Source organism: Erythrobacter sp. SCSIO 43205, assembly GCF_019904235.1.
Classification (GTDB): Bacteria; Pseudomonadota; Alphaproteobacteria; order Sphingomonadales; family Sphingomonadaceae; genus Erythrobacter.
Genome location: NZ_CP063202.1, coordinates 1669767 through 1688015 on the forward strand (window position 1 = coordinate 1669767; position 18249 = coordinate 1688015).

General features: G+C 56.7%; 19 protein-coding genes. 5 read left to right on the forward strand and 14 right to left on the reverse strand.

All coding sequences use genetic code 11. The features are described 5' to 3' along the window. Nucleotides 1-32 precede the first annotated feature (32 nt). Nucleotides 33-1172, reverse strand: a complete 1140-nt coding sequence (locus tag INR77_RS07770; RefSeq protein ID WP_255573995.1) for an RcnB family protein — start codon at nt 1170-1172, stop codon at nt 33-35. Between the two features lie 197 nt (nt 1173-1369). On the opposite strand from INR77_RS07770, the gene INR77_RS07775 reads away from it, so the two are divergent. Beyond that, on the forward strand, nt 1370-1969 hold the full coding sequence (locus tag INR77_RS07775; RefSeq protein ID WP_223073301.1) for a pyridoxamine 5'-phosphate oxidase family protein: 600 nt from the start codon (nt 1370-1372) through the stop codon (nt 1967-1969). On the opposite strand, the gene INR77_RS07780 is transcribed toward INR77_RS07775, so the two are convergent. Next, nucleotides 1966-2469, reverse strand: a complete 504-nt coding sequence (locus INR77_RS07780) for a hypothetical protein (RefSeq protein ID WP_223073302.1) — start codon at nt 2467-2469, stop codon at nt 1966-1968. The genes INR77_RS07775 and INR77_RS07780 overlap by 4 nt on opposite strands. A 49-nt stretch (nt 2470-2518) precedes the next feature. After that, complete coding sequence (locus tag INR77_RS07785) at nt 2519-3727, reverse strand: GGDEF domain-containing protein (protein ID WP_223073303.1); 1209 nt, start codon at nt 3725-3727, stop codon at nt 2519-2521. A 444-nt stretch (nt 3728-4171) separates the two neighbouring features. On the opposite strand from INR77_RS07785, the gene INR77_RS07790 reads away from it, so the two are divergent. Next, nucleotides 4172-4396, forward strand: a complete 225-nt coding sequence (locus INR77_RS07790) for a hypothetical protein (protein ID WP_223073304.1) — start codon at nt 4172-4174, stop codon at nt 4394-4396. A 61-nt stretch (nt 4397-4457) separates the two neighbouring features. On the opposite strand, the gene INR77_RS07795 is transcribed toward INR77_RS07790, so the two are convergent. Then, nucleotides 4458-5003: a LuxR family transcriptional regulator gene (locus INR77_RS07795; RefSeq protein ID WP_223073305.1), complete on the reverse strand. Its 546-nt coding sequence runs from the start codon at nt 5001-5003 to the stop codon at nt 4458-4460. 375 nt (nt 5004-5378) lie between these two features. On the opposite strand from INR77_RS07795, the gene INR77_RS07800 reads away from it, so the two are divergent. Beyond that, the gene (locus tag INR77_RS07800; RefSeq protein ID WP_223073306.1) at nt 5379-5756 is read left to right on the forward strand and encodes a hypothetical protein; all 378 of its coding nucleotides are present in this window, start codon (nt 5379-5381) and stop codon (nt 5754-5756) included. On the opposite strand, the gene ettA is transcribed toward INR77_RS07800, so the two are convergent. Continuing rightward, nucleotides 5753-7426 (reverse strand): energy-dependent translational throttle protein EttA, encoded by a 1674-nt coding sequence (gene ettA / locus INR77_RS07805; protein WP_223073307.1) that lies wholly within the window; start codon nt 7424-7426, stop codon nt 5753-5755. The two genes, INR77_RS07800 and ettA, sit on opposite strands and share 4 nt — an antisense overlap. A 218-nt stretch (nt 7427-7644) precedes the next feature. Here ettA and INR77_RS07810 point away from each other — a divergent pair, with 218 nt between their 5' ends. Beyond that, complete coding sequence (locus INR77_RS07810) at nt 7645-8856, forward strand: diguanylate cyclase (RefSeq protein ID WP_223073308.1); 1212 nt, start codon at nt 7645-7647, stop codon at nt 8854-8856. On the opposite strand, the gene INR77_RS07815 is transcribed toward INR77_RS07810, so the two are convergent. The 8 genes from INR77_RS07815 to INR77_RS07850 are packed head-to-tail and all read right to left on the reverse strand — an operon-like array spanning nt 8857 to nt 15297. Continuing rightward, the gene (locus tag INR77_RS07815; RefSeq protein WP_223073309.1) at nt 8857-9123 is read right to left on the reverse strand and encodes a hypothetical protein; all 267 of its coding nucleotides are present in this window, start codon (nt 9121-9123) and stop codon (nt 8857-8859) included. 21 nt (nt 9124-9144) lie between these two features. Further along, entirely contained in the window at nt 9145-9585 is a 441-nt protein-coding gene (locus INR77_RS07820; protein WP_223073310.1) for a chemotaxis protein CheW, read from the reverse strand. 38 nt (nt 9586-9623) lie between these two features. After that, nucleotides 9624-10028, reverse strand: coding sequence for a response regulator (locus INR77_RS07825; protein WP_223073311.1), 405 nt, complete (start codon nt 10026-10028; stop codon nt 9624-9626). Between the two features lie 18 nt (nt 10029-10046). Next, the gene (locus INR77_RS07830) at nt 10047-10607 is read right to left on the reverse strand and encodes a chemotaxis protein CheD (RefSeq protein WP_223073312.1); all 561 of its coding nucleotides are present in this window, start codon (nt 10605-10607) and stop codon (nt 10047-10049) included. Then, nucleotides 10604-11818, reverse strand: a complete 1215-nt coding sequence (locus INR77_RS07835; protein ID WP_223073313.1) for a chemotaxis response regulator protein-glutamate methylesterase — start codon at nt 11816-11818, stop codon at nt 10604-10606. Before INR77_RS07835 ends, INR77_RS07830 begins: the two co-directional genes overlap by 4 nt. Further along, complete coding sequence (locus INR77_RS07840; protein ID WP_223073314.1) at nt 11815-12702, reverse strand: protein-glutamate O-methyltransferase CheR; 888 nt, start codon at nt 12700-12702, stop codon at nt 11815-11817. Before INR77_RS07840 ends, INR77_RS07835 begins: the two co-directional genes overlap by 4 nt. Before the next feature lie 4 nt (nt 12703-12706). Beyond that, nucleotides 12707-15025, reverse strand: coding sequence for a chemotaxis protein CheA (locus INR77_RS07845; RefSeq protein WP_223073315.1), 2319 nt, complete (start codon nt 15023-15025; stop codon nt 12707-12709). Then, on the reverse strand, nt 15022-15297 hold the full coding sequence (locus tag INR77_RS07850; RefSeq protein WP_223073316.1) for an STAS domain-containing protein: 276 nt from the start codon (nt 15295-15297) through the stop codon (nt 15022-15024). The genes INR77_RS07845 and INR77_RS07850 overlap by 4 nt, the downstream gene beginning before the upstream one ends. 262 nt (nt 15298-15559) lie before the next feature. Between INR77_RS07850 and INR77_RS07855 the strand changes: the two genes are divergently transcribed. Then, complete coding sequence (locus INR77_RS07855; protein ID WP_223073317.1) at nt 15560-16588, forward strand: response regulator; 1029 nt, start codon at nt 15560-15562, stop codon at nt 16586-16588. Between the two features lie 21 nt (nt 16589-16609). Here the strand turns inward: INR77_RS07855 and INR77_RS07860 are convergent, their stop codons facing one another. Next, nucleotides 16610-18232 carry a ShlB/FhaC/HecB family hemolysin secretion/activation protein gene (locus INR77_RS07860; protein ID WP_223073318.1) on the reverse strand — a complete coding sequence of 541 codons (1623 nt, stop codon included), beginning with the start codon at nt 18230-18232 and terminating at the stop codon, nt 16610-16612. Between the last annotated feature and the right edge of the window lie 17 nt (nt 18233-18249).

Genomic DNA, 18249 nt, shown 5'->3' on the forward strand with positions numbered 1-18249 from the left:
CCCGAGGGTTTTTCGCCAGTCTGCACCCGGCTTTACCAGAAGAAGTCGTGGATCACATCAACCACTTCACCGGTGTAAATATCCACCAACACCACATCGTCATAATACCGTACCCAGCGATAGGGGCCATACACGGGGGGCAGGCGGTAAGCCCACGGGTCAGAAATCCAGTACCGCTGTCCAAAGAACAGGTTATCGAGATAGAACCCGATCCTCAGGCGGCTGTAAGAGTGCCCATAGAAAGGCGCATAATAGCGGCCAAGGCGGTAGAAACTGCGATTGGCGTTGCGATAATTGCGCCATCCATAGCGGCGATCACCGCGCCATCCACGACGGTCCCAGCTGCGGAAATCGCGCCGGCCATCGCGGTAGCCACGCCCGTAAGCGAAGCGTTGGTCACGCCAGCCACGGTCGCTGCGATAGTAACCGCGGTTGTTGTGGTAACGGCGATCAGCGCGCCTCTCAGACCGGACGCCATCGCGGTAACCTCTGCGCTCTGCGCGGTCGATCCGGCGATTGTCACGGCGGTCTGCACCAAACGCTCGGTTGGCAAAGCCACGGTTTTCCCGGCCATTTCTCACCCGATCAGCCCGGCGATCACCCCGGTTCTCGATCCGGTCCGCGCGGCGGTCACCACGGTTTTCGATCCGGTTAGCACGGCGGTCACCACGGTTTTCAATCCGATCAGCGCGCCTTTCTGAACGGCGGTCCACTTGTCTCGCAGCGCGATTATTACCGCGCGCTTCGAAACGATCAGCACGCCTGTCGCCAGCGCGCTCAACACGGTTTGCACGGCGTTCGCTCCCGCGATCAACGCGGGCTGCGCGCACCTCGCTGCGGCGGTCGACCCGGTCGGCGCGGCGTTGGCTTTGGCGATCAATCCGGGTGGCTGAACGGTTAGCCCGTTGTTCGGCGCGGTCGCCGCGGGTCATAAAGCTGCGATCCTGCCGCGCTGAGCGCCGCTCTGTGCGATTGGATTGACGCGTAGCCTGACGGTTAGCGCGACGTTCACCGCGATTGGCTCGGCGGTCGGAACGGTCCGGCTGAGCCTCCGCTGCGCTCGCCATAATGTCGAGGGTCTGCGCCTCAGCTTCCTCAACAGGAACGGTAAAGGCGAGCGCCAAGGCCAATGCCGAAAGCGCGGTTCCCTTCATCAGCTGGGTAATGTCCATGATTTTGCCTTTCAGTGTCGCCGCCCCACCACTTACGGCCTTGATTGTCAAAGGGGCCTTCGAGCCCTCGATAAAAGCCTTCTAAGGCCGAGTCGCTGAGCGCAAGCTTAACCACCCGCCCAGGCTTTTGTTCATGTTCGAAGGGATTAATATGAACGGCTTGACCGGCGCTGTCAAAGGGCCAATGGCAACTGTCTATGGTTGAAACATCCAAGTTCCAAACTCTCGAAGATGTGCGCGAGGATTTGTCCCGGCGCTTGGTTCGAGCGGCTAGAGACAGACGCTCTCCCATGCACGTGCCTGCGGTCATCACCAGCGATGTCGATGCGCGAACGATGGTCTTGCGCGAGTTCAATTCGCGTGACTGGGCCTTGCGCTTCCACACCGATACGCGCGCGCCAAAAGTTGCTGCAATCAATGCAGACCCTCGCATGGCGGTGCTTTTCTATGACAAAGGCGCAAAGGTGCAGATCAGGGTCAAGGGCACGGGCCGTGTGCTTGCCGATGGTCCTTTGGTTCAAGAGGCGTGGGACAAAGGCACCAATTTTGCGCGGCGCTGTTATCTGGGCGATGGCCCCGGTGCGCTGAGCGATGAACCCACCTCAGGGCTTCCACCGGAATTTGAAGGGCATGAGCCAACCGACGAGCAATTGGTGCCAGCGCGCGAGAACTTTGCGATCCTTATGGTCGATCTGGAAGAGCTTGATTGGCTTTATCTCGCTCACACGGGCCATGTACGCGCGCAATTTACCCGCGATGATCGGGGCAAATGGCAGGGGCGCTGGGTTTCGCCTTAAGCGACTTTTTTAGAGGATGCAGTCGTTGCGTCAGGGGAGGGCGGTGGCAACAGCAAGACCTCTTCCCATTGTCCATCATCTTTGGCAGGCGGCGTCGCTTGAGGCGCTTTGTCGAGTTCGGACCCTGCACGCATCACCTTTGCAATGTGATCGAGCACGGCCTGGTGATCATAACGCTCTGCGCGGTGCGGTGGCTCTTGCTTGGGCTGACAGGGCCCCTGGGGTTTGGCGGCGCGCGCTGCGGTGCGGGCAAAGATTTTTGCGCGGATTGCCGATGCGTCGCGGTCTGCGCGTTCTGAGCGTGCGGCCTGGTCAGCAACACGCGCAATCTGGCTTTGCAGTGTGTCGCCCTCAAACAGGTTGGAAAGCGGATCAGATTTCGGCGCTCTATGCGGTTTCCACACAACAATCGCGAGAGTTGCGAGCGCGCCAATCGCCATTCCTGCAACAAGTGCTAGGGCTGGATTGATCGTACTTATAGCGTTGAAAATCGGTTCCAAGATTGCGCCCTCATGTGTCAAGGGCCATCCCCTGTGCCCTTGGTTACCTCTAGCCTGCGTATCTTTCGCTAGACGGCGTTAAATCTTGGTTAAGCAGCAGTTTATCTGATGCATGAGCTGCGCGCATCACGTCGTTTTGTGACATCTCTTCACTGGCGCGTTCGACACAGTCGCGGCCCGCCTGCTTTGCGGCGTAGAGCGCTTTGTCAGCCCGCGCGAACAAGGAACGGTAATTCTCACCGCGCATTTGCTCTGCAACGCCAAAGCTCGCGGTTAGGCGCACATCCAGAGCGCTGTTGCTGATCTCAAGCGTTTTGGTGCTCGACTTCAAGCGATGGGCTAGCCTTGCAGCAATCGTCTCGTCTGCATTCCATACAAGTACGCAAAACTCTTCACCGCCAATGCGCCCTGCAATGTCGCTTGGTCGGATCATCTTGCTGACCATTTTGCCAAAGGATGCAATGGCACCATCGCCCACTTGATGGCCCCAGATGTCATTCACCTGTTTGAAATGGTCGAGGTCACCAATGACCAGCGAGGCGGTGATACCTTCCCCGTTGGAGCGTGTGAGCGCGTGTTCGACCTGTGCTTCAAACTCACCTCTCATAAGGAGCCCGGACAAGGCATCGCGCGATGTGCGGTGGTGGAGCGCCGCGACTTGGTCTTTTACCGAACCTGCGATGAGGGCAAGGCCGAACAAAACGGAGCCAAAGGCAAATATCCAATTGAAGGCAAAGTAGTAAGTGCTCTCGCGATAGGCCTCTTCGAGGATGGGGCCATCAAACAGGACAGAAATCACTGGCCGGATGAAAAGCTGGGCAGTGTTAAGGATCAGCATGACGAGCAAATAGCGCTCGACCAGATCGCGCCCTGCGCTTTGGGCGAAAAGCTGCGCCGTCAAGATGAAGATGGCCGCGCACGCAAGGTTTGTGACGTAGAGATCAGCGACGATTGAACCGCCGATGTTTTGCACCAGCATAAGGGTCGCAAAGCCAGTGAAGGCGATCCACAGCTGCGCTGCGACCGGCGGTTTTGCACCGACGCGGGTGAGCACACCCCACGACATGGCAATGGCTGAGAGCGCATAAGGCGCATAAGTAATCGCCGGAATTGCGCGGCCCCATTGCGATGGGCTGAGTATGGATATGGAAAAACCTGAGGTCAGCAAGAGCCAGCCGAGGCTGAGCGCCAGATTCTCAGCGCGCGATTTGTCGCGTGCCCATATAACAAGGAACGCGGTTGCAAAAATAAAAGTCAACAATGGTGTTGAGAAAAGAACCAGCAACTCGCGCACTGACCAAGGCCCCCCGGAAATTCGAGAGATCGGCCTAGTCGGGCAGAGTTAATTTGAAGTTAGGGTCAACTACCCAGTCCTTGTGGCCCGACTGCGCCGCGCTGAAAGGACAGGATCAGGCTGTAAGGCGGCTTATGGCTGTGACAATCTTTTAATCGCTGTCCTGTTACTTTGGAGCATTCGGGCCTGACGCAACGTGCCATACTCTCCAGCAGTGGTCTTAGCTGCGCCTTCGTGCCAGCAGTCTGGAGTAATGTTATGGTTCAAGCTTCTGAAACTTCTTGTGCCCGTCAGGGAGAGAGTCGCAGTGGAGCCGCCGACACAAAGCTGCATGATCTGAGGCAGCTTGACGTCAGCCTTTCAGCGATGCTTGGACTCAACAGTTGCTTGAAACCAGAGGTCGCCTTGATGCTGGAGCTTTACGAGGCTGAACGGGCAGGGCGCGCAATGACAGTGTCAGTGATGGGGCTGATCGACCGGATCGCGCCCACGACCACGCTACGGTATCTTGAAGCTTTGCAAAGCAAGGGCGCGATCCGGCGCGTGGCGCATGAGAGTGATAACCGAGTGACCTATGTCAGGCTGACGCAAGCCGCAAAGGCGGCGATTGATCAGGCGCTCGATGGCGGGTGACCAGAATAAACGCGCAGTGCGTCCTCGTGGTCTTTTCGTTACGATGCAGGATCGTTCGGAGTCAGGGCTTCACGAGCCCTTGTGTCACTCCCGCAATCGCCGCCGCAACCCGGCTGTTGACGCCCATTTTTTCGAAAATGCGCCGTGTGTATGTGTCTACAGAGCTCACGCTGATGCTTAGAATTGTCGAAATTTCACTCTTCGATTTGCCCCGCGCAATCCAGGTCAACACATCGCTCTCACGTCCGGACAATTCAATGGGTGTCTCGTTAGAGACAAAATGACGCACCATCTGGTTGTGATGCGACGCAGCTGCCGCCTCAAGGTCGCGGCGCATCTCTCTTGAATCTTCCGGGATTGCCTCTGCAAATCCAAACGCGATCAGTCCATTCATGTCGAACGGCCCGAACACGGGGATCATATACTGATCGTATACGCCCATCCGGTTGGCTTCTGACATGATTTCGCGCGTAAGTTGCGGCTCTGCCTGTGCAAAGAGAGGCAGCATCTGTGAAAGGACGACCGGCTTGCCAAGCGAGATGATGTGCTCATGGCATCGCTCAAGGACTTCGGCGTGGTGGTCTGGCACCTCTGATCTGGCTGTCACTTTTCCCGTTTCGAAGTGGAGATAGGGAAATGTTGAGCGAACCGAAGAAAATTTATGTGTATAATAATAGACGATCGAAATCGAATTGTTCGCACGCGCAACTTTAAGAAGTCTCCTTGTGAGACTAATCAATCCCTCTTTTTCAGTACGGCGCGCCCTTCTTATAGCGCCGAGCCTATGTCTATTTGCGTTTGACCGATCCACACGAGTTCCTTCCTGCGCTTTTCAGATTCGGTCGACCCCTCCATTCGACTTTTTGTTCTGCTTATAATACTTAACGTCTACTACGCAGTTATACTAGTCCCGCGAGTACGTGACATGACATAACTCCGCAAAGTTACGTAGACTTTTGGAACAATCCTTAGGAGGAGCTTAATGCGACAATTCTTGGATCACAGACCGCGCCCTGAACTGGAGTTCCAGGACAAAATCGGAACCGAACTCCAACGATTTCAAAAGTCACAATCCGCGATTGCAAATGCATTGGGGCTGACAACTTCGCTGAAGCCAGAGGTTTCTTTAACGCTTGAATTGTATGAGGCCGAGCGCAGCGGCAAGAAGCTTACAGTGACGATGCTGGGATTGCTCGACGGCATCGCACCCACAACATCACTGCGGTATCTCGACCTGCTCGAAAAGAGCGGTGTTTTGCAGAAATCTGCTCATAAATACGACAACCGGATGCGGTATGTCGAAATTACGCCTTCTGCAAAACGAGCTATAGACGAGGCAATCCAAGCGCTTGAAGATTAACGCGTCAGTTTCTTGTAAGCGAGGCGCGTAGGCCGGTCCGCTGCATCCCCCAAACGACGCCGCTTGTCTTCCTCATAGGCTTCAAAGTTACCCTCGAACCATTCGACGTGGGAATTGCCCTCAAACGCTAGAATGTGAGTTGCCAGACGATCGAGGAAGAAGCGATCGTGCGAGATGACCACCGCGCAGCCGGCGAAGTTCTCAATCGCGTCTTCCAGAGCGCCCAATGTTTCCACATCGAGATCGTTCGTGGGCTCGTCGAGCAGCAGCACGTTTCCGCCTTGCTTGAGCATTTTCGCCATGTGCACCCGGTTACGCTCACCGCCAGACAGCTTGCCAACATTCTTCTGCTGGTCCGCGCCCTTGAAGTTGAACGCGCCCACGTAAGCGCGCGTCGAGGTGTCGTGGCCGTTCACCTGCATATAATCGAGCCCGTCTGAAATTTCCTCCCAGACGTTGTTCTTGGGGTTCAGGTCGTCGCGCGATTGGTCGACATAGCCAAGGTGCACCGTGTCGCCGATCTCGATTGTGCCAGTATCGGGCGTCTCTTGCCCTGTAATCATGCGGAACAAGGTCGATTTACCTGCACCGTTAGGACCGATCACGCCGACAATGCCGCCGGGAGGCAACATAAAGGAGAGGTTTTCGAACAGAAGCTTGTCACCGTACGCCTTTGAGATGTTTTTCGCCTCGATCACCTTGCCGCCAAGGCGCTCTGGCACTTGGATAACGATTTGCGCCTTGCCCGGCGCCCGGCTGGCTTGGGCCTCTTGCAGTTCTTCAAATTTGCGGACACGCGCCTTTGACTTGGTCTGACGCGCCGACGGAGTCTGCCTGATCCATTCCAGTTCGCGCGCGAGCGCCTTTTGTTTGCCCGATTCCTCGCGGCTCTCCTGCTCCAGACGCTTGGCTTTCTTCTCGAGATAGGTCGAGTAATTGCCCTCGTATGGGTAGTAAGTGCCCCGGTCGAGTTCGAGGATCCATTCCACAACATTATCAAGGAAGTAGCGGTCGTGGGTGATCATTAGCACGGCGCCCGCATATTCCTTGAGGTGGTTCTCAAGCCACTCGACGCTTTCGGCATCGAGGTGGTTGGTGGGCTCGTCCAGAAGCAGAATCGAAGGTTTCTGGATCAGCAAGCGGGTGAGGGCAACGCGGCGCTTCTCACCACCAGACAGGTTTTCAACTGACGCATCTGAAGGCGGGCAACGCAGTGCCTCCATCGCGATTTCAAGCTGGTTGTCGAGCGTCCACCCATCAACCGCGTCAATCTTGGTCTGAAGCTCAGCCATCTCTTCGCCCAGAGCATCAAAATCAGCGTCCGGTTCAGCCATTTGCGCAGAGACAGCGTTGAAACGTTCCACTAGATCTGCGGTTTCGCGCGCGCCGTCTTTCACATTTTCAAGCACGGTCTTGGTCGGATCAAGCTCAGGTTCCTGAGGTAAATAGCCAACGGTGATATTCTCGCCTGGCCACGCTTCGCCGGAAAAATCTTTGTCGATCCCAGCCATGATCTTCATCAGGGTCGATTTGCCTGCACCATTGGGGCCAACGATGCCGATCTTTGCGCCTTGGTAAAATTGCAGGTTGATGTTCGAGAGCACCGGCTTTTGAGCACCGGGAAAGCTCTTGGTCATGCCTTTCATTACGAAAGCGTATTGCGCAGCCATGGGGGCGGGTCCTTTGGGTCGGAAAAATCGTGGAAGGGTGTTTGGGGCTCCAAATAGGCGTGCAAGCGCTTTGGGGCAAGCGTGCATATCAAGGGGTAGTTTGAACGCATGGCTCGCGGTGTGGAGAGGATCAAAAGCCTCGATGATCAGGTGTTTCCCTTAAAGGTGACCTTAACCTTATTGGCCTAGCGCCAAGTCACTTGGGAGAAACCAGCTTCATGCAAACGCAAATCCTCGGATTGCTGACACCTTTGATGGCGCTGCTGTTCGCGGTTACATTTGCCTTGTTCTGGAAGCTGGGCGCGATGCGCCGTCATGTCCTTGGCTTTGCCATCGGATATGTGTTTTTTGCCGCTGGCTATCTGGTAACGCATCTTGCCCCGCCTGATGCGCTGTATCTGTTCCATGCGACTCAGCTGCTTTATTCGATTGCCGTTTTCCTGATGTTGTTTTCGGTGTGCGAGCGGGTAGGGCAACGGATCAACCTGCCGCTTATGGCTGGCATTTATGGTGTGAGCGCGCTTGCCCTGGCGATTGCGGTTGGAGTGACCAATGATGTCGCTCCAAGGCTCATCATCGTGAATACAGGTTATGGCGCGATGTATATGGTTGGCCTTGCTACCCTTCTCATGGCGCCGCGGCGTGGCCCGGTTGATCATGCCATCCTCGCGGTCATTGCTCTTGGCGCGATAGATTTTCTGGTGAGGCCCAACCTTACCCTGATGTATCAAAGCAGTATTCCCGACCAAGCCTATCGGGAATCGTTCTATTACTCGATCATCGGTCTTGTCCTTGGAGTGAAATCGGTCCTTGGAGCGATGGTCTTGATGGGCGCAACGATCTTTGAATGGACCACGTCCTTGCGCGAAAGCAGCGAAGCGGATCCGCTCACCGGCCTTCAAAACCGCGCGGCCTTTGAAGAAACGATGCACGCGATCCTTCCCAAAGCGCAATCAGAGGGGCGGCCCTTGAGTCTGGTCGTGGCTGACATCGACCATTTCAAACAGGTCAACGATATTTGGGGGCATCAGTCCGGCGACAAAGCGATTTCAAGCTTTGGCAAACTTATCAATGAGATGGTGCGAAACTGTGATAAGGCTGGTCGGATCGGGGGCGAGGAGTTTTGTATCGCCGCCTACAACTGCCCCAATGAACCAGCAGAGCGACTGGCAGAGCGTATTCGCCAAGCCTTTGCGCAGCTCGCTCACGAAGGGCTTAGCAATGACATTCGCCTTACCGCGAGCTTCGGCGTTGCGACCGCTGCCGAGGGTGAGACGTATGAACAGCTGTTCGCGCGTGCGGACGCAGCGCTCTACAAGGCCAAATCAAACGGGCGCAACCGGGTCGAAAACGCAGAGCGTCCGAGCCCGATTACAACGTCCATCCCTGCCATGGCGCAGGCTGAGCCGGTTACAGAGCGCCGCGCCTGATCAGGCCGCTTTCGCGGCCCGCAAATGATCGCGCAGTTCGCTCAACGTCACCGCTTCTGCGGCGGCGACGGGATCATCGGCGGCAATAACCTTTGCCAGCTGCACCAGCTCCTGGCTCCAGCGATCAAGACTTTGTAAGCTTGTAAGGTGACGCTGGGCGAAGTCCGGGTCGGTAACCAGCTCGGCGCCGAATTCCTCGACTTGAGCTGCCATCGCATTGAGGGTGAACGCCGCTGCTTTAAGCAGGTCTTGAGGTGGGGCTGTCATTTCGGTGTCCTGGTCTTGGCCTTAAGCGGCCATTTCGATCTCATCGGACGCCATCAACTTGTTGAGGTCGAGGACCATCACCATCTCATCTTCAAGCGGCGCAATGCCTTCGAGAAAATGTGTCACAGTGTCGTTGGAGCTTGAATCGGGCTGTTGGATGGTGTCGCGTTCTATCGAAACGATGTCGTTGACATCATGCACAATCAGACCGCGCGATTGCCCTTCGTGCTCAACCACCACAATCGGGTTTCGCGGGGTGGTTTCAGTGGCAGGCCAGCCAAGTCGCACAGATAGATCAATCACGGGAAGGACCGTACCGCGTAGATTGACAACGCCAGCGACATGATCCGGAACGCGCGGCAGGCGGGTTACCGGCGACCAGGCGCGAATCTCACGGATCGTCATAATATCGATGCCAAACAATTGATTGGCGATCCCGAATGTGATGAGTTCATAGTACATGGCAGTGACGCTCCAGGATGATTGAGCTTTGATTTCTGTTAGTGAGCCACGCGGCGCAGGGCAGCGGTCAGCTTTGCAGCATCAAACGGCTTGACGATCCAACCGGTTGCACCAGCATTTTTGGCGCGCGCTTTCTTCTCTTCTGAGCTTTCGGTCGTCAGCACGAGAATGGGCCGGTCGGCATGGAGCGCTGTTTCCCGAAGTTTTTCGATGAGCCCGAAACCGTCAAGGCGCGGCATATTGATGTCGGTGAGCACCACATCAACTTCATTCGTTGCCAGCCATTCAAGAGCCTCTTGCCCATCCTCGGCTTGTTCAACGTCAAACCCGTTCGACGACAGCGCCGCACGCAAAAGCGCGCGCATACTAGCGCTGTCATCGACGGTCAGGACTCTAACTTTCGATGATTGCGCTTCGAGCGCTAAGGGCTGAGCTGTGTTCATTGACTACTCCTTTGATCTTCAAAATAGCTCGACACCACCAATGTCGTCTTTCGAGCGACCCAGTGGATTTTCCGTAATGGACATGGTTGGGGTTGGAGTTGGAACCTTCTCGTTAGTAACGCGGCGGGCGCGCACCTGACCTGTCGACGGGCGAAAATCGATGCGGCGCGCGCACGTCCCTTCAAGGTCTTCAAAAACGGTCGGGATCCCCTCATCCTTCAGAAATTGCCGGGCAAATTGGGCATTCGCTGTTCCGATTGGACCAAGACCAGCCGACATATTTGCGCCGCCGTAGATTCGGGCTTTCATGCGCTTTTTATCCGCCCCCAGCTTAAGCATCTCGTTGATGAGAAGCTCCATCAGGAACAGTCCGTAGGAGCGATCAAGGCTTGTGGTTTCGGCTGCTGGTTTTGCCAAAAGGTAGTGGTTCATCCCGCCGATGCGCGCGACCGGGTCATAAAGGCACGTGGCAACGCAGCTGCCCAGAACAGTGGACATGACCATACGATCATCTCCGCTGGCCCGCGCTTCACCTTGCAAGATTGTGTCCCTGATTTCGGGCTGAAACGGTGCGTTCATAGGTTTGTTTCCCAAGTGGTGCCGGAGCGAAGACCAGCTCTTGTTTGTGCCTGTTGTTGACCACGCAGGCTTTCGTGCGCTGACATTGAAAGCCTTGCGCTGCTTTCATGCGATTGAGCCGTCGGCACGAAGTCGAAAATTTCTCTGGTGATGCGTTCGAGTGGGAGCACCGCCTTTGCTGCGCCAAGGGCAATGGCTGCACGCGGCATCCCGAAAACGACGCAGCTTTCCCGGTCTTGGGCAATCGTATGGGCGCCAGTTTGCGCCATGCTGGCCAATTCTCTCGCGCCATCTTCGCCCATGCCAGTCAGGATCACTCCGACAGCACGCTCTCCAACGGTTTTGGCAACTGATGCGAACAGGCGATCAACACTTGGCCGATGACCGGATGTCAGTTCCCCTTCACGCAAAACGGCACGGTAACCATGGCGTCCTGCACGTGCGACTTCGAGGTGCTTTGTGTCTCCCGGTGCCACCAGAACAAGCCCGGGTGCCAAAATCGTATCGCTTTCAGCCAATGCGACGCGCGGAGCAGCGATCTTATCAAGCGATTGCGCAATCGCCGGAGCAAAGGTGGCGTTCACGTGCTGAACGATGAGAGTGGGCGGACAGTCAGCAGGAAAGTCGCGAAGAAGCTTATTCAACGCTTCCACGCCGCCAGTCGATGAGCCGATAGCAATCAGATCAGGGCGCTGTCTGTTGCCGCGAGCGCTGGCGGTGATGGCAGGCCGTGTGGAAACCGCGTTGCCAGCGGCGGTTCTTGCCCGCGGTCGCGTCGCAGCATTGGGTCGGTTTGGGGATACAGTGCGGGCGAGCTCAACCTTTGATGCCTCGCGCACCAGCCGCGCCAATTCGCCGCCATCATCATCCTTGATCGAGCGCTCTCTCGTCGATTTGGCATAGCAATTGACAGCGCCCAGCTGGAGCGCGCGTGCGGTTGCCTGAGTGCCAGCGCGGGTTGATCCGGAAACGACGATAACCGGCGTAGGACGCAAGGTCATGATTTTCTCAAGGAAAGAAAGGCCGTCCATTCCCGGCATCTCAATATCCAGCGTCACAACATCCGGATCGAGTTGCTTGATGAGCTGGCGCGCCTCGATTGCATCATTGGCGGTCGCGATCACCTCAATATCGCTTTCAGCGTTGAGCTTGCGCGAGATGAGCGCGCGCATCATCGCAGAATCATCAACCACAAGAACCCGGACAGTCATTGTTTCACTTTCTGGTAAATAGTCGCGCCAACAAGTTTGAGCACCTCAACAGCTGGTCCAGCGACACGTTCGGAATGACCGATGTAAAGATAGCCTCCAGGCTTTAAGCGCTCGGCAAACCGCCGCACCAATTCAACCTTGGTCGGCTCGTCAAAATAGATCATCACATTGCGACAGAAGATGACGTCGAATTGGCCGTCAAACGGCCAGGGGCGCAGCAGATTGAGCTGGCGATAACGGATCAGATTGGTGATCACCGGGCTGATCGTCACACAGCTGGGATCACCGCTCGCAACCTCGCACCAGACATTGCGCAGGGCCTCGGGCATTTTGCTCACCGCTTCTGCGTCATATGTCGCTGCTTTTGCAGCGCACACAGCATGATCAGCCAGATCACTCGCCAGAACGCGCAGGTCGCCGCGCGCAATTTTCTGGCCTTGCGCTTTGTTCTCACCCAGCAAATACATCATCAGCGTGTGAATTTCTTCGCCGCTTGAAGAGCCGGCTGACCAGATCCTGACTTTCTCACGGTTCTGGCTGCGCTTTATGATGTCGTCGCGCACGGTGTTGGTGAAGTGTTCGAAGTGGTGCGGTTCGCGATTGAAATAGGTGTGATTGGTCGTCAGCGAGGCGACGACTTTGCGGCGCTGCACCTCGTCTTTTTCGACCAGATCAAGATATTCGCCGAAAGTCTCTTTAGCACTCTGGCGCACCAGGGGAGCGAGACGCGAATAGGCAAGCATCGTTTTTTTGTCAGACAAAACAATGCCAGCTTCATCTTTTAAAAGCTGCGCAATGCGATGAAAATCAGCACTTTTATACAGTTGGGGGCTAACCCCTGGAACGATGGCAAAGTCGTCCGGGGCGGACAGGGCTTGATGCATGGATCTATGCCGCCATAGCCATGGATGCAGCCGAACCTGCCTGCACCATGTGATCGACATCGACGATCAATGAGACTTTGCCATTGCCCAGGATGGTCGCGCCAGCGACACCGTCCACGGCTCTGAAATTGGCATCAAGGCTCTTGATCACGAACTGGCGCTGGTCGGTGATCGTATCGACGAGAAGCGCGGCCTGACCGTGACCTTCGGTTTCGACCAGAACGATCACGCCCTTGCACGGATCATCAATCCAATTGTTCGCTCCCGTAAGCGCGCCAAGCGAAACCACAGGCACGAACCGACCGCGCACATTGAGCATCATGCGGTTTGTGCCCATGCCTTTAAGATCGTCCTTTGTCGGCTTTAGGCTTTCAATCACATGAGTGAGCGGGACAACCAGCGACAGGTCACCGGCTTGCACGATCATCCCATCTGAAATGGCAAGCGTGAGGGGCAGGGCGAGACTGAATGTGGTGCCTTCGCCTTCTACCGATTCGATAGTGATCCGGCCGCCCAGATCGCGCACATTGGACTTTACAACATCCATCCCAACACCACGTCCCGAAACGCTCGTGACGCTTGCCGCGGTTGAAAAACCGGGCGCGAATATCAGCTGGCAAATCTCATCATCGGTGAGGTTTGCATCCTCTGCAATGATGCCGTTTTCGATGGCTTTGGCGAGGACTTTTTCGCGGTTAATCCCGCGCCCGTCGTCCTTGATGTGAATAACCACGCGGCCCGCCTTTTGTTCGGCTGAGAGCGACAGAGTGCCTTCGGGGTCTTTGCCCGCAGCCTTGCGGTCTTCCGGGGCTTCAATTCCGTGGTCGACCGCATTGCGGATAAGGTGGGTCATGGGCTCTGACAAACGCTCGATCACGGTCTTGTCGAGTTCGGTGCTTTCACCCGACACATCGAGCTTCACGTGCTTGCCGGTATTGCTTGCCAGTTCGCGAAGGAGCCTTGGAACACGTCCGAAAACCGAGCTGATCGGTTGAGCACGAAACGCCATGGCGTGCTCTTGAATGTCGCGGATCAACGTGTCGAGCATCGCGAGCTCTTCGATATGGGCGACGTTCTCGTTTTCAAGCCGCTGGGCAAGCATGGCCTGCGCAATCACCAATTCGCCCACGCCATCAATCAGGCGGTCAAGCTTGGCAAGGTCGATGCGAACGCTCTGGCCGGCAGTGCTTGCCGCTTTGGCGGGGGTCTTTTCTTGCGTTTCAGGCGCAGCTTCAGGGGATGGTTTTGCGGGCTCCGCCTTTGCCTGCTCCGCTTTCGCCTGCTCAGCTTTTGGATTTGTAGACGAGGGGGTAGGAGCAGCGACGGGCGCAGAAGCGGGAGCCGGGGCGGGAGCTGGCTGTGCACTTTGCTCAGCGCTCGGTGCCTTTTGCGATGGTGATTGCGCCGCCCCACTTGTGGGATTGCCGGCGGGCCCGCTGTCTGGAGCTTCCTGCGTTGCCTCAACGGGAGCTTGATCGCTCAGACGCAGCGGGGGGAAAGGTTCATTGTCAAAGGCAAGGCCGCAGTCATCTCCTGCAAAATCGAAGATTTCCTCCACTTCACCGCGATCAACCGAGCCGGGCATACGGAATGTCCAACCCAGATACCCTTCATCCACAATAAGGTCGTCAATTGCTGGAAGATCGTCCGCTTGGCAGGCCTCGCACGTGCCACCAAGGCTGGCCAGTTCGCGCAGCCACAAAAGCGGCTCTCCGCCATTGTCCATTGACCCGGCATGGGGCCTGATATGCACCAGCCAGCTTGGTTTTTCAGGCTCTGCTTGAGGGGCCTCTTCTGCGCCAGCGATATCATCAAGCAATGCGTCAAGATCGAGGTCGAGATCATCGCTTGCAGACGCTTCGGTTGCGTCACTCTCGCCTACCGTCGGCGGCTCTGATGCTTCGCCGGGCGCCGCTTCACCAGCTTGATCTTCGCTTGAAGCAGCCCCGCCAGCGCGTGCTGCCTCAAGCTTTTGCATCAATGCCGCGTCGTCTGGCACATCTGCCGCGCCGCGAGCAGCCTCGACATGGTCACGCAAGAGGTCACAGGCAAGCAAGAGAAGGTCAGTGAGCTCGGGAGTGAGGACAACCACACCTTCACGAATATCGCCGAGCAGATTTTCAAAACAATGCGTATAAGAAGCAAGCGCGGTGTGCCCGAATGCGCCTGCGCCGCCCTTTATCGAGTGGACCCCGCGAAAGATTGCGTTGATCGTTTCATCATCATTGGTGCCATTCGCACAAGCATTGAGCCCGTTCTCGGTCGCCTCAAGGGCTTCTTCGCATTCTACAAAGAAGATTTGTTGGATATCATCGTCGTTCATGCTGCACCCGTTTCTTGATTGTCGCTGCCAAGAATGGTTTCGAGCCCAGCCAATTTAATAGCCTTAACAAAAGGCTCGCTCGGCTCCTCGATGGAAATGCCACTTTCCGTAGTGGCTGCTGATGCGAGAACCTGCAGCATCGCCTGTCCGGTCCGCTCAACTGCGCTGGCATTCACGCTCAGCCTTTCAGGCCCGATACTGTCGCACAGCTCAGGATAGAGCGCTCGCGCTGCTGCTCTGTCACAAATGGCAGGAAGGGTTACAGTGTTCATGGCGTCCTCGGCTTGGGGTTGGGCCAATGCGAAAATGGTGCAGGTGGACAGGTTTGGAACTCGCTCCAGTCCGGTCTTCGAGGGAAATAGACCCGGCGGTGTGAAGATCACTTTTGCGCGCCGCTAAGCGCGAGCCCTTAGCGCGCAATAGAAGAATTCTTGGTCAGCCTGCGATTAACCAAGCAAACACCGGCAAAGGATACCCGCGCACTGCGGGCCCATCGAGCAAATGTTAAAAAGTCTATGAGGACCGTTAAACCCCATGCGTGATACCCGAGTGATGGTCGTCGACGATTCCGCAGCGATGCGCGCGCTGTTCTCTGGAATTCTGGAAAATGCCAAAGGCGTTAGCGTTTGCGGCGTTGCTTCCAGCGCAGCCGAAGCGCGCGAAATGATCGCTGAGCTCAAGCCTGATGTTCTCACACTGGATGTCGAAATGCCGGTGATGACGGGCATGGAATTTCTCGAAGAGATCATGGAAAAACGGCCAATGCCTGTAATCATGCTCTCAAGCATCGCTCAGGCGGGCTCTGGCACCGCTAAAAAGGCGCTTGAGTTGGGGGCAGTCCATTGTTTCCCGAAACCTTTGCGCACAACGCCGGAAGAGTTTGATGCAACAGTCGCCAAGCTCGGGGATATTGTCATCAAGGCCGCGAATGGAGAGCTTACCGGAGGTACAAGCGGGGCTGAAGAAGGTGGACCCGCCTTTGAACCCGATGGCAGTCTGGTCGTTATGGCGTGTGGTCAGCCAGGGCTTGAAACGGTCAAGACTGTGGTTTCGAATTATCCCGCAACCTGTCCGCCCACCGTCATAGTCGTCGATGCCGAGCGCGCGGTGGTTGAGCCGGTCCTTGCTGAGCTTCAGACTGAGGCAAAATGCGAGCTGGCCGAGGCGTCTGATTGTGCGCCGCTTGCGCCGGGGAAGGTCTATCTAGCATTTGATAAAAGCGTTCATGTGATCGTCGAAGCTGGTGAAGCGCCGCGTTTGCGCTTTGTCCCACGTGATCCGGTTGCAGGGATCAGGCCGAGTGCAGACCTGCTGCTTGGCTCTATCGCGCGTGCCAAGGTGCCTGCGCACGCAGGGCTTTTGGCAGGCACAGGCGCAGATGGTGCAAAGGGTCTGCAGATCCTGATGCAAACAGGCGGCAAGGTTTTTCTCGAAGACCCGTCAGACGGCGCGCCGCGCGATCGTATTGATGCTGTTCACGCCCTTGGTGTGGCGGCTGCCGATATGCCTGCAGATGAGCTTACCGAATGGATTCTGGGTGTCTCTGGCAAAAGCGAAGACTGACTGTCCTTCGAATGATTGGCCTCAAAAGGACTGGCCTACTCTCAGGTTGAACAGCGGGCTGTCGCTGTCGCTATCGGCGCGCTCACCCGTCAGTGGCACCGCCATTTCAACCCCAAGGTTCAAATCGCGCGTCACATTCAAACGAAGTCCCCCGCCAGCCGACGCGAGTGAACCGCTGCCAAAGCCATCTTCCAGATTGGTGACGGTTCCACCATCGGCAAACACATAAGCCTGAGCGCGCGGCAACCAGAACCCTTCGCCGCGCCAATTGTAGCGCAGTTCGCCATAGCCCATAATACCCGTGTCACCCGTCCTTTCGTTGAAATCATATCCGCGAAGGAAGCTTGTGCCGCCAATGCCGATGTCTTCTGTAACGAGAACGGGATCGGCTGCGAGTTGAGCGCGCGCGCCGAGCGCCAGGCTGAATGATCTGGCGAGCGAGCCCTCCCACGCAAACCATCCGTAGAGGCTGGAGAAGCGGGCGGAGGCATCGCTTCGTGAGGCGAGGGGGTCGCCAGGGTCGGTAGCGGAGAGAATATCAAGACCGCGCGAGGCCATCACTTGTCCTCTGAACCAGCCACCGGCAAGTCGCCCGCGTGAATAAAGCCCAGCGCTCACCTTGGGCACACGGTCATGCCTGACAAGATCGCCAAAGCGCTCTGATTTAAGGTCGGTGACTTCAAATTCGCCGACAACCCACACGCTGAGATCACGCGACCGCTTCAAGGGGTATCTTGCACTCACTCCGGCGCGCCAGAACTCGCCTTCAATCTCGCGATCAGACAGGAAATCGCCCGGCGCGGTGGAAGAATACGACAGGTGAGTTCCCAATTCGAGCCCGCTTGCGTCAACCACGATCTTGTAAGAAGCGCGCGCGAACTGAAGCTCGCTGGGCTGCAGCGGAGTTGTGCCTACAGTCACGTCGACCTCGTCGGCCGAAGACAGCAGGCCATTGAAATCGACACTTATGCGGGCACGGATAGGGCCAACTGTTTTCGATCCGTTATTGGTAACTTCTGCATAGCCAGACGCTTTGCTGCGCCGCGCTTTGACGATGAGGACACCGCGTGTCCCCTCTTTTTCAAACCGCGATCCGAGAATACGAACGCCCGAAATATCATCCGCAAGTAAAAGTTGGTGTTCCAGCCTATCCTTTGTGACCGGCCCGCCCGACGCGAGCGGCGCGAGTTGGCGCGCTATCGCTGCATCCTGCGCGCCTTCAAGGCGAACTTCGTCAATCCGACCTTCATCCAGTTCGACCCGTAAGACACCAAGGTCGAGACGCTGTTCCGGCACACTGGCGGTTGCGAAAATAAAGCCTTTTGCCTGTGCACGAACCGCAATGCGCGTCGCGAGTGTGGCGAGGTCTTGCTGCGAGAGGGGTTGGCTTGTGTATTCTTCGATCAGGTCGAGAAATTCGCTGTCCGGCAGCGTTTCGTTGCCGGCAATGATGATAGAGCCCACCGTGAAGGAACCGCTGGTCGAAGAGGCCGAAGGGTAAGCACCGGTTTCGCGCTGGACAGTTGGCGTGGTTTGATCTTCGCTTTGCTCTGAAGCGCGCGGCTCATCGCCGAATTCGCGCGTCATTGACTGCTCAAGACTGTCTTGCGCAGCCGCCTGCGCGCCGGGCAAAGCCAACATCATGGCGCAACTGACGCGCA